This window comes from Chromobacterium subtsugae (assembly GCF_001676875.1).
Classification (GTDB): domain Bacteria; phylum Pseudomonadota; class Gammaproteobacteria; order Burkholderiales; family Chromobacteriaceae; genus Chromobacterium; species Chromobacterium subtsugae.
The window spans coordinates 70,479-78,235 of the sequence record NZ_JYKA01000023.1 but is presented as its reverse complement, the minus strand read 5'-3'; the positions used below and the strand labels follow the sequence as shown (position 1 = coordinate 78,235).

Genomic DNA, 7,757 nt, shown 5'->3' with positions numbered 1-7,757 from the left:
CTGTTCGACGGCCTGCTGGAGGAAATCGCGCGCGCGCGCGGCCATCTGCAGCACCGCCGTTTCGAGCAGAAGGGCGAGAGCATCAACAAGTGCATCAATATCCTCAACGGCCTGTCCAGCGCGCTGGACTTCGACAACGGCGGCGAGGTGGTGACCAGCCTGGCGCGCTTGTACGACTACTGCGCGCACAAGCTGTACCAGGCCAGCGTGGAGATGGACGTGGCGGCGCTGGATGAGGCCGAGGCGCTGCTGGTCAAGCTCAAGGGCGGCTGGATAGGCGTGCGGGACCAAGATGCCGCCGTTTGACGCCGCCGCCTGGAGCCAGGCGATCAGCCAGGCCGGGCGCGAGCAAGACTGGCGGAAGCTGGCGCAGCTCGACCAGGCGCTGCGCCGGCTGCTGTCGGAGGGCGAGCCAGCGTTGGACGCCGGCCAGCGCCGCTTGCTGACCGACGCCTACCGCGCTGCGCTGGATTGCAGCCAGGCCGAAATCGACGCGCTGCGGCACAAGCTCGCCGCGATGGGCCAACAGCGCGAAGGCCAGATGGCCTACGCGCAATTCAGTGAATGGGAACAAGCATGAGCAGAGTGGCCCCGCCGCAAGCCGGCAATGCCTTGCCGGCGATGGCCGACGATGTCGTAGGCCAGGCGCTGGATATCGACAGTCTGTCGCTGCCGGCCGGCCAGCCGGCGCAGGATTTCGCCAGCGCGCTGCTGGCGCTGCGGCAAGCGCCGCCGGCGGACGCTGCGCAGCCGCAACTGGCGCCAAGCCAAGGCGCGCAGCCTGCCGCGCCGGCGCTTGCCGCCGCCGTGGCCGACGAGGCCAAGCCGAGCGACGGCAAGCAGGACCAAGACGAGGGCGGAGTGGCTCAGGTCGATGTTGCCGCGCTCAGCCCGGCGATGCAGCCGCCGCTGGTCTGGCCGCAATTGCAGCCGGCGCCGCTCCCGGCGGTGGCGGCGGACGCGCAGCCGCAGCCATCGGAGCCCGCGCCGCGCGCCATCGCGGCGGCGGCGCCGAGCTTGCTTGACGCCAAGGCGCTGGCCGCGTTGACGGCCGACGCCGCCGCGCCGCGGGCCGACGCGCAGCAAACGGCGCTGCTGGCGGCGTTGCCGTTGCCGGCCCCGCACGCGGCGGACAATGCCAAGCCGGCGGACACGTTCAGCCTGCAACTGCCGGCGTCGCAGCCGGACAGCTGGAGCGGCAAGCTGCAGGCGGCGCTGGGCGAGCGCCTGCAGGTGCTGTCCAGCCAGAACCAGGACCGCGCCACCCTGCGCCTGGACCCGCCGGCGCTGGGCACGCTGGAGATCGCCATCCGCCATCAGGCCGGCGCGCTGACGGTGGAGCTGACGGCTTCGCACAGCGAGGTGGTCAAGCAGCTGCAAACCATAGGCGACAGCCTGCGCCAGGACCTGGGCAACCGCCAGTACACCCAGGTGGCGGTGGAGGTGAAGGAGGGCGCGCCTTCCGGCTACGGCCAGGGCGGCAGACAGAACCGCGAGCAGCAGCCGCAGCAGAATCCGGGCCGCGCCTTGCGCGAGCAGGGCTGGCAGACGGCGGAAGCCTTTGAGCTGGATCAGGGCTGAAAGCCGGACAAGGAAGGAAGTGAATGAATAGCAAGACTCTGATCGTCGCGGCGCTGGTCGCCGCGCTGGCGGCGAGCGCCGGCGTCGGCGGCTGGTGGTACTACCAGCAATCCGCCCATGCGGCGCCGGCCAAGCCCAAGCCGATGGACTACCGTTTCGTCAGCCTGGACAAGATCGTGGTGATGCTGCGCAGCGAAGCCGGCGGCGACCCGCGCTACATGGCGGTGGACCTGGTGTTCCGCAGCAGCCCGGAGAGCGAGCCCAAGGTCAAGGAGCAGCTGCCGCTGCTCAAGAGCGTGGCGGTGCGCGCCTTGTCGCAATTGTCGCGCGAGCGCGCCAACGCGCTGGGCATAGACGACTACCAGCGCCTGCTGGACAAGGCCTACCGCGCAAGCGCCGCGCGAGAGCAAAACGAATTGCCGTTCAGCGAAGTGATGGTCAGCAAGCTGATCATCGAATAAGCCCGATGTACGCCGAAAGCTACGCACCCGCTCCCCATGCCGCCGACGAAAGCCGGCAGCTGGCCTTGTACGCGCCGTTGGTGAAGCGGGCGGCGCGCCAGCTGGCCAGCCAGGCCGGCGGGGTGTTCGACCGCGAGGACATGGAGCAGATCGGCCTGATGGCGCTGCTCGATTGCCTGCGCCGCTACGGCGGCGAGCCGGACGAGCGCTTCGCCGGCTTCGCCATGCTGCGCATCCGCGGCGCCATCCTGGATGAGTTGCGGCGGCTGGACTGGCGGCCGCGTTCGGTCAGGCAGGAGGCGCACCGGGTGCGCGACGGCCTGCGCGAGCTGCGGCGCAAGCTCAGGCGCGAGCCGTCCGAGGCCGAGGCGATGACGCTGCTGAGCCTGGACGCCGACGCTTACCGCGAAGCGCTGCTGGCGGAAAACGCCGAGGCGATGGCCAGCTTCGACGAATTGGTGGCATCCGGCATGGAATTGGCGGCGGAGGATTCGCCGGAGGCGCGGCTGGAGCGGCAGAGCGAGCTGGCGCGCGCGCTGACCGCGCTGAACGAGCGCGAGCAGCAGGTGATCCAGCTGTATTACGAATTTGAACTGAGTCTCAAGGAGATCGCCGCAGTGCTGGAGCTGACCGAGGCCCGCATCTGCCAGATCAACAAGAGCGCCCTGAAAAAGATGCAGGCCTGCCTGATGGCGGCCTGAAGCAAGGAAACATCCCATGCAGCAACTGTTTGGCATCCTGATCGTGCTGGTTTGTGTATTCGGCGGCTTCATGCTGCATGGCGGCGTGCTGTCGGTGATCTGGCAGCCGGTGGAGTTGCTGATCATTTGCGGCGCGGCGCTGGGCGCCATCGTGCTGGGCAATCCGCCGCATGTGCTCAAGGAGATGGGCGGCCAGCTCAAGCGGGTGGCGACGCGCAAGAAGCAGGGCGCCGAATTCCAGCGCCAGCAGCTGCTGCTGATGTACGAATTGCTGATCACCGCCAGCCGCGGCCTGAAGGCGCTGGACCAGCACGTGGAGGCGCCGCGCCAGAGCCCGTTGTTCAACCGCTACCCGCTGGTGCTGGAAAGCCCCAAGCTGCTGGCCTTCATCGTCGACAACTTCCGCCTGATGGCGATGGGCAAGATCAACGCCCACGAGCTGGAAGGCGTGCTGGACCAGGAGCTGGACGCGATCCACGAGCAGCTGAACCAGCCGTCCAAGTCGCTGCATAAGATCGCCGAGGCGATGCCGGGCTTCGGCATCCTGGCGGCGGTGCTGGGCATCGTGATGGCGATGAACACCGTCGCCCAGGGCGCCAGCGCCGGCGAAATCGCCAACAGCGTGGCGGCCGCCATGGTGGGCACCTTCATCGGCATTTTCTTCTGCTACGGCGTGCTGGACCCGATTTCCAACGTGATGAGCCAGCTGGTGAAGGAAGAGCTGTCCAATTTCGAATCGGTGAAAGTGGTGCTGACCACCCACGCCTCCGGCAAGCCGCCGCTGCTGGCCATCGACGCCGGCCGCCGCCTGGTGCAGCTCAACACCAAGCCCAGCTTCTCGCAGCTGGAGTCGTGGATCACCATGCTGGAAGGTCAGGGCTGATCCATGGCCGGCTTGAAGAAAAAGGACGAGCACGAAGGCGCGGTCATCAAGCGCGTGTCGCGCCGCCATGAGGAAGAAGGCCACGGCGGCGCGTGGAAAGTGGCGTTCGCCGACTTCGTGCTGGCGCTGATGTGCCTGTTCCTGGTGCTGTGGGTGCTGGCCGCGCGCGATCAGGAAAACCTGCGGCAGCTGTTGACCACCTCCGGCGGCAGCCCGCTGATGCAGGGCGACGGCAAGCAGATCGACCACATGGGCAATCCGCCTGGCAGCCTGATCCCGCGCGACCCCATCCCCGGCCCGACCGGCAGCCAGGCTGCCAGCAAGTCGGCGCTGCGCGACAGCGACAAGCGTTCGGCGCAAGATCAGCCGGAAATGCCGCGCCGCAGCTACGACAGCGAGGCCGACCTGCGCAAGCTGGCCGCGCAGTTGTCGACAATGAGCCAGCAGGCCGGCCTGTCCAGCAATCTGCAAACCATCATCACGCCTTACGGCCTGCGCGTGACCCTGCACGATACCGATCAGCAGGGCATGTTCGAGCGCGGCAGCGCCATCGTCGAACCCCGCTTCCGCGGCCTGCTGCAGCAAATGGGCGCCATGCTGGGCGAGATCGACAACCAGATCCTGCTGGTCGGCCACACCGACGCGGCGCAGTACCACAGCGCCGGCGGCTTCGCCGCCTTGTCCAATTGGTCGCTGTCCAGCAACCGGGCGATGGCGGCGCGGATGCACATGCTGCAGGGCGGCCTGGCCCCGGCTTCGGTGCTGCAGGTGGTGGGCATGGCCGAGCGCGCGCCGCTCGACCGCGAGCATCCGCTGGCGGCGGCGAACCGCCGCATCGAGCTGCTGATCCTGACTTCGGGCCAGGCTCAGGCGGTGGTGGCGATGTTCGGCTCGGCCGCCGACGGCAAGACCGGGCTGCCCGGTGTTGCGTCCGCGCTACCAAATGAGAAAGACTTGCAAAAACTTAGAGAAAATACCATCGGTATCAGGTGAGTATTTGTTAATATTGTGCAATCACAAAAGACTTTGCGTTGCAAGGTCTTTTTTTGTGCGATTTTCACATAAATTTTAATCAAATTATTTACAATTTCCCCTGTGTTGATAACAATACGCGGTGTATGAGCCAGATCTCATATCGCGAACAATAAATAATGACTTGGGCATGGCTTTGCCGTTCAAGGCTTGGGCTGCCGGATAGTCGGGGACGTGTTACCGAGATGAATCAAGAACAAGTTACGCAGATGTTGCGGCAAACGCCGTTGTTTGGTCATTTGGCAGACGATACGCTGGATCGGGCGCTGGAATGTTGCGAAACCGTCCGTCTGGCTAGGGGCGAGGCCCTGTACGAGGAGGGCGACGCTTCGGATGCGGTCTACCTGCTGCTGGGGGGCTGCATGCAGGTGTATGTGGCAGATGCCGTGGGCAAGAAATACGTGCTGCAGATGGCGATGCCGGGCGGGATGCTGGGCATGGAGTCGTTTGTGGACGGCGGCGGCCGCGGCAGCAGCGCGGTGGCCGATGAGGAAAGCGTGTTGCTGATGTTCTCGCGCGAGGCCCTCAGCGGCCTGTTCGACAGCGAGGATGGCCTCCCCGGCTGCGACAAGGTGCGCAGCAGCATCATGTGCTACCTGGTTTCGCTGGTGCGCCACATGACTACGCTGGCGCGCAATCTGGCCTTGCTGGATGTCTATGGCAGGGTGCGCATCCTGATCAACCAGATGCTGATCGAGCAGGACGGCGTGCTGATCCTGCGCAAGCAGTTGACCCAGCAGGAAATCGCCGACCAGATCGGCTCCTCGCGCGAGATGGTGGCGCGTATCCTGAAGGAGCTGATCTACGGCCACTATATCCGGATGGAGAACCGCCGCATCGTGGTGCTGAAGATGCTGCCGGAAAACTTCTGATGCGCCAACGGCCGCCCGGGCTAACCGCCAGGCGGCCGTTTCGCTTGCGGATTTAAGTTTGGCGGCCCGGCGTCGCCCTGTATGGGTATCACACCCAATTCCACAGTAGCAGGCAGACTGATGCAGATATCTTCCCTTTCCTCCTGGCGCGCCGACAAGGCCGCGCCTGCCAAGACCGACGCCGCCGCGACGGCCGATGCGCCGGCCCGTCCGGCTCCCGCCGCGGCCGAGGCGCCGCTGGCGGCGGCCTTGCAGGCGATGCCGGAAGTCGATCTGGCCAAGGTCGACGCGGTGCGCGCCGCATTGGCGCGCGGCGAAGTGCGCTTCGATCCGCAGCGGCTCGCCGGCCTGATCGAGCAGTATCACGGCGGTCGTTGATGGATAGGCAGCAGGACTTGCGCCGGCTGTTCGCCACGGTGGCGGACGACCTGGCGGCTTATCCCTTGCTGCAGGCGTGTCTGGAGCGGCAGTTCGCCGCCGCGCTGGCGCATGACGCGCAGGCCTTGTCGGTTTGCGCCGACGAGATCGGCGCGTTGTGCCGACGCCTGGAGCTAAGCCGCCGCGAACGCCTGGGCGCGGCGGAGCGCTTGCTGCCGGCGGGGGCTGAGTTGACGATGGCCGCGGTCTTGCGGGCGTTGCCGGAGCGGCAGCGCGAGCAGGGCGAGCGGCATTGGCTGCGGCTGCGCGGCATGGTGGCCGATTGCCGCGAATTGAATTTGCGCAACGGCCAGTTGCTGCAGCAGCGCAGGCTATTGCTGCAGCGCGTGCTGGAGGGGGAGTCGGATGTTTACGCAGCGCAGTGAGGCTGGCTTGGGCGCGGCGTTCGCTCAGGCTGCTGACGGCGTCGCCTTGCCGCTGGCGTTGCCGGCGCCGGGCGCGGGTTTCGCCGAGCAGCTGGCCGGCGTGCGCGGCGAAGTGGAGCGTTTCATCGCCGACGGCGACGCGGCCGCGCCGACTGCGCTGTCTCCCGAGGCTTGGCGCGTGCAGCAGCAGATGAAGGCTGGCCAGGCGATGCCGGCGGTGCCGCCGGATCGGCAGGCTTTTGTCGCCGAATTGGCGCCGTATGCGCGCGAAGCGGCCGACAGGCTGGGCGTGGCGCCGGATATCCTGGTGGCTCACGCGGCGCTGGAGTCGGGCTGGGGGCGCAAGCCGTTGCGCCGCGCCGACGGCGGCGACAGCCATAATCTGTTCGGCATCAAGGCCGATTCGCGCTGGCGCGGCGAGGTGGCGGCGTCGTTGACTACCGAATACCTGGACGGCAAGAGGCAATCGCGGGTAGAGCCTTTTCGTGCCTATCCCGACTATCGGGCGGCCTTCGCCGACTACGCCGACCTGCTGGCGACCAATCCGCGCTATCGCGCCGCCTTGGGGGTGGGCTCGGACGCGCGGGCCTTCGCCGGCGCGCTGGCGCGCGGCGGCTATGCCACCGATCCGGACTACGCCGGCAAGCTGGCGGGACTGGTTGGGCGTCTGCGTGGAGAGAGTTTGTAGATTTTGGCGGAAGAGGGTGGGGAGGTGGGCGCGGAGGCGTCCTTTTTTCTTTATTTGCGGAATTTTGGAAAATAAAACGGAAAAAGCCGAAATCTTGCGATTTCGGCTTTTTTACTGGTGGAGATAAGCGGGATCGAACCGCTGACCTCTTGCATGCCATGCAAGCGCTCTCCCAGCTGAGCTATACCCCCGGTAAACTGTTTTTGCTGCCCGCTTTCCGCCTGGAATGCGGAATGCGTTTGAAACCTGGTGGAGATAAGCGGGATCGAACCGCTGACCTCTTGCATGCCATGCAAGCGCTCTCCCAGCTGAGCTATACCCCCAGTTGAAGCTGGCGTCCCCACGGGGATTCGAACCCCGGTTGCCGCCGTGAAAGGGCAGTGTCCTAGGCCTCTAGACGATAGGGACTAAATTGTGGTGGAGATAAGCGGGATCGAACCGCTGACCTCTTGCATGCCATGCAAGCGCTCTCCCAGCTGAGCTATACCCCCACATATTCTGTCGATTCCGCTTTCGCGGCGGCCGTTTGGTCTCGACAGGAAGCGCACTATACATTGCCGGTTTTTTCCGTGCAAGCGTTTTGCGGAAATATTTCAAAAAATCGGACAAATTACCCGATTTGACTAGCCGTGGCGCTGTTTGGCGGGCGAGGCGCAGGCGTTATGGGTATTTATATTTCCAAAAGAAATAAATAAGAAAAATATTATTACTTTGAGGTCTATGTTGCGACTGTTAA

The 7,757-nt window shown here is 65.5% G+C and carries 11 protein-coding genes and 4 tRNA genes; 11 read left to right on the top strand and 4 right to left on the bottom strand.

What is annotated here, in order from left to right; genetic code table 11:
- The 11 genes from fliS to flgJ form a co-directional block, all read left to right on the top strand.
- Positions 1-306, top strand: a 306-nt coding sequence (gene fliS / locus MY55_RS20155; RefSeq protein ID WP_065202924.1) for a flagellar export chaperone FliS, incomplete at its 5' end; no start/stop codon positions are given.
- Positions 293-580 carry a hypothetical protein gene (locus MY55_RS20150; protein ID WP_043576062.1) on the top strand — a complete coding sequence of 96 codons (288 nt, stop codon included), beginning with the start codon at positions 293-295 and terminating at the stop codon, positions 578-580. The genes fliS and MY55_RS20150, both read left to right, overlap by 14 nt.
- A complete protein-coding gene (locus tag MY55_RS24105; protein WP_065202923.1) occupies positions 577-1,581 on the top strand; it encodes a flagellar hook-length control protein FliK in 1,005 nt (334 codons plus the stop codon). The genes MY55_RS20150 and MY55_RS24105 overlap by 4 nt, the downstream gene beginning before the upstream one ends.
- Before the next feature lie 23 nt (positions 1,582-1,604).
- On the top strand, positions 1,605-2,042 hold the full coding sequence (locus MY55_RS20140) for a flagellar basal body-associated FliL family protein (RefSeq protein ID WP_043576060.1): 438 nt from the start codon (positions 1,605-1,607) through the stop codon (positions 2,040-2,042).
- A 5-nt stretch (positions 2,043-2,047) separates the two neighbouring features.
- Positions 2,048-2,743, top strand: a complete 696-nt coding sequence (locus MY55_RS20135; RefSeq protein WP_043576057.1) for a FliA/WhiG family RNA polymerase sigma factor — start codon at positions 2,048-2,050, stop codon at positions 2,741-2,743.
- A gap of 16 nt (positions 2,744-2,759) precedes the next feature.
- The gene (motA, locus tag MY55_RS20130; RefSeq protein WP_043576055.1) at positions 2,760-3,626 is read left to right on the top strand and encodes a flagellar motor stator protein MotA; all 867 of its coding nucleotides are present in this window, start codon (positions 2,760-2,762) and stop codon (positions 3,624-3,626) included.
- A 3-nt stretch (positions 3,627-3,629) separates the two neighbouring features.
- The gene (locus tag MY55_RS20125; RefSeq protein WP_043576052.1) at positions 3,630-4,619 is read left to right on the top strand and encodes a flagellar motor protein MotB; all 990 of its coding nucleotides are present in this window, start codon (positions 3,630-3,632) and stop codon (positions 4,617-4,619) included.
- Between the two features lie 224 nt (positions 4,620-4,843).
- Positions 4,844-5,530: a Crp/Fnr family transcriptional regulator gene (locus MY55_RS20120; RefSeq protein ID WP_043576050.1), complete on the top strand. Its 687-nt coding sequence runs from the start codon at positions 4,844-4,846 to the stop codon at positions 5,528-5,530.
- 120 nt (positions 5,531-5,650) lie between these two features.
- Entirely contained in the window at positions 5,651-5,908 is a 258-nt protein-coding gene (gene flgM, locus MY55_RS20115; protein ID WP_043576048.1) for a flagellar biosynthesis anti-sigma factor FlgM, read from the top strand.
- A complete protein-coding gene (gene flgN / locus MY55_RS20110) occupies positions 5,908-6,333 on the top strand; it encodes a flagellar export chaperone FlgN (RefSeq protein ID WP_043576046.1) in 426 nt (141 codons plus the stop codon). Before flgM ends, flgN begins: the two co-directional genes overlap by 1 nt.
- Entirely contained in the window at positions 6,314-7,021 is a 708-nt protein-coding gene (gene flgJ, locus MY55_RS20105) for a flagellar assembly peptidoglycan hydrolase FlgJ (protein WP_047257579.1), read from the top strand. The genes flgN and flgJ overlap by 20 nt, the downstream gene beginning before the upstream one ends.
- 115 nt (positions 7,022-7,136) lie before the next feature.
- On the opposite strand, the gene MY55_RS20100 is transcribed toward flgJ, so the two are convergent.
- From MY55_RS20100 to MY55_RS20085, 4 genes are all read right to left on the bottom strand, one after another.
- Positions 7,137-7,212: transfer RNA gene (locus MY55_RS20100), tRNA-Ala, on the bottom strand.
- Positions 7,213-7,268: 56 nt separating this feature from the next.
- Positions 7,269-7,344 (bottom strand) — tRNA-Ala (locus MY55_RS20095).
- A 9-nt stretch (positions 7,345-7,353) separates the two neighbouring features.
- Positions 7,354-7,429 (bottom strand) — tRNA-Glu (locus MY55_RS20090).
- Positions 7,430-7,436: 7 nt separating this feature from the next.
- Positions 7,437-7,512: transfer RNA gene (locus tag MY55_RS20085), tRNA-Ala, on the bottom strand.
- Positions 7,513-7,757 lie beyond the last annotated feature (245 nt).